This is a genomic window from Treponema sp. R6D11 (assembly GCF_054786075.1).
This window is the reverse complement of the sequence record NZ_BDHD01001133.1, coordinates 1-379: the sequence shown is the minus strand read 5'-3', so window position 1 is coordinate 379 and position 379 is coordinate 1. Positions and strand designations below refer to the sequence as shown.

Here is a 379-nt window from a genome sequence, read left to right as displayed (position 1 = left end):
TGCTTATTCTTATCGTTGTATCGCTTGCTATTGCGCGTAAATTCAAAGAAGTCCCCACAGGTTCGCAGGCGATTTTGGAAACCGGAATCGAGTTTGTGAACAATTTTGCGAAAGATCAATTCGGCTCTTTTGCAAAGCACCTTGGTCCGTACATGGGGTCGCTTTTTTTGTTTCTGCTCCTTGCGAATATCCTTCCTGTTTTGTCGCCTCTGGCGTTTAAAGCGTTTGGACACGAATTTACTCCGCCGTTTGAGATTCGTCCCCCAACAAGGGACATCAATGTAACGTCGGCACTTGCGATAATTTCAATATTACTGGTTCTTGTTTGCGGTTTTGCGGCACGCGGGGTGAAGGGTTGGTTTAAAAAACTTTTTAAGCC

1 protein-coding gene is annotated in these 379 nt (G+C 45.1%); it reads left to right on the top strand.

The genetic code is table 11. The features are described 5' to 3' along the window. On the top strand, positions 1-379 hold a 379-nt coding region (locus ACYVTD_RS17805), incomplete at both ends, for a F0F1 ATP synthase subunit A (protein WP_461248950.1).